Genomic DNA, 1,974 nt, shown 5'->3' with positions numbered 1-1,974 from the left:
ACAATGGAGGAACTCTATCGGAGATACATTGACTTTGATGATAATCCCAAATTTTCACACCCAATTTTTCATCAAAGTTTCACGAAACGGTTTAATGAGAAATTAGTGAATTTTTTGAGAGCCTTATTGGATCATTACATGGATCAGATGATTAATCAATCACCAGTCCGCTTAAAGGGAATTGCAGAGAATTTTAAAGACATTGTAATTCAGGATAGCAGTATTATTCGATTAAGTAAAAAACTCTATGAATTACACCCAGCGGCTCGTTCACGGGATAATTCAGCGGGATTAAAAATACATGCTGTATACAGTACTACTTCGCATTCCCTCAAAAAAGCAGAAATTACAACCGAAAGAGTTCATGATGCAAAAAAGTTTAAGATCACACCAGATGTGCAAGATACTTTATTAGTAGATGATCTCGGTTATTATTCTCTGAAAAAGTTCGCTCAAATTCATGAATATGGGGGTTATTTTGTCAGCAGGGTAAAATCCAATGCTGCATACAACATTTCAAGGATTATTTCCGGACCTTCTGAATTGTTAGCAAATGTAGACCCAAATTGTTTCATAAAAATTAAATTGGCAGATTTCCTGGAACGAATTCCGCATTATGGACAATTTGATTTGATCTGCTCTGTCCATATTGGTGACGAAAAAGTAAACAAAGAGAAAATTTAGATTTTTAGAGATTTTAGAGTGATTTGTATATGGAATTTTAAAGCTCATAAGTGGCACATGTACATTACGAATCTTCCCAGTGAGGACTTTTCTGTTGAGGATATTTACGAATTATACAGGTTTCGATGGGCGATCGAGTTAGTTTTCAAAGAGTTAAAAAGTGATTATGATTTAGGTCATCTTCTTCTCGGGAATGTTCCATTGGCTTATATACACATTTATTCTATGCTTCTTCGTTTCATTATCAGCAGAGATTTGTACACGTGGATAGTTTCTTTAGCAAATAACGCTGAAGCAAAAAAATATACTCCTACGATGTGGTCTAGGGTTTTTTCGGAAAAAGCGTTGGAATTCTTGAGTATATTGAACCAGCAATTTTTTTGGAATGGGAATATAAAGGGTCGATGGGAAAAATTGGAAGGTTCATTGCGACAACTACCTCGAACCAGAAATGATCCATCCGTTCTATCATTAAGGTATTCTGAGATTCGCTAATCGATTGCCATAGTATCATTTACAACGAGAGGGTAGGGATAGCGAAAGCTATCAAAATGTTTTTGCTTTTTTAAGCCATATTCATAGATTTTTCTCATAAATTACTTTTATAATGCCTTTAAGATAGATATTTAAGATCTGATCGCGATAATTGCGAATTTTTTTGGGCTTGAGTGAGTTATAATACAGGAGATATATAAAAATTATAGCGCGTTTTTTGCTACTAAAAAGATGAATCGTTATAATCCTCCTGACATTTTAACCCAAAGCTGCCTTCTATGAATAAAAAATAAAAAAACAAGCCTAACTGACTTTGACAATTCTTACCTTCATGACCCCGGAATCATCCGCTCCGGTGGAATTTGTTGCCGCCAAGGTGTATACTGATGCCGTGTCAGGTCCGAGCAATTCTCCGATGGATACTCCTTCAATATGGTCTATCAGATACAGATGCCTCAAATCCTCAGAAATAACCCCTGAAAACCCTTCCTTTACAACTTTATCGTTTGAACGGGATAAATACTCTTTATACCCCTCAAAAATGTACCCGTTCTGGGTCTCTATCACAAATCTGTCTATGGCACTCTCGTTCAGAGTAAGATTCCGGTAATCAGTGTATTCTGAATCCTTCTCGTATGAAACAATCTTCCATGTTCCTTATATCCGGAATCACCGTTTCGGCAGACGTGGATGAAAAGAACGTGCATACTATCAGAATAATACTCATTCCAACCAGAAAAGCCCTCATGTTCATATGAACCACCTATTCCTGTGGTTAAAATTTTGTTAGATCAC

At 36.1% G+C, this 1,974-nt stretch carries 1 protein-coding gene and 1 pseudogene; one reads left to right on the top strand and one right to left on the bottom strand.

The genetic code is table 11. The features are described 5' to 3' along the window. A pseudogene (locus PLA23_RS12955) lies at nucleotides 1-1,179 on the top strand (IS4 family transposase); the annotation flags it as partial. Between the two features lie 303 nt (nucleotides 1,180-1,482). On the opposite strand, the gene PLA23_RS12950 reads toward PLA23_RS12955, so the two are convergent. Beyond that, on the bottom strand, nucleotides 1,483-1,746 hold the full coding sequence (locus tag PLA23_RS12950) for a hypothetical protein (RefSeq protein WP_324331917.1): 264 nt from the start codon (nucleotides 1,744-1,746) through the stop codon (nucleotides 1,483-1,485). Between the last annotated feature and the right edge of the window lie 228 nt (nucleotides 1,747-1,974).

This window comes from Methanospirillum sp. (assembly GCF_035406105.1).
Taxonomy (GTDB): Archaea; Halobacteriota; Methanomicrobia; order Methanomicrobiales; family Methanospirillaceae; genus Methanospirillum.
Note: the sequence above shows the minus strand (reverse complement) of the source record. Positions and strands in the feature narration are given on the sequence as shown.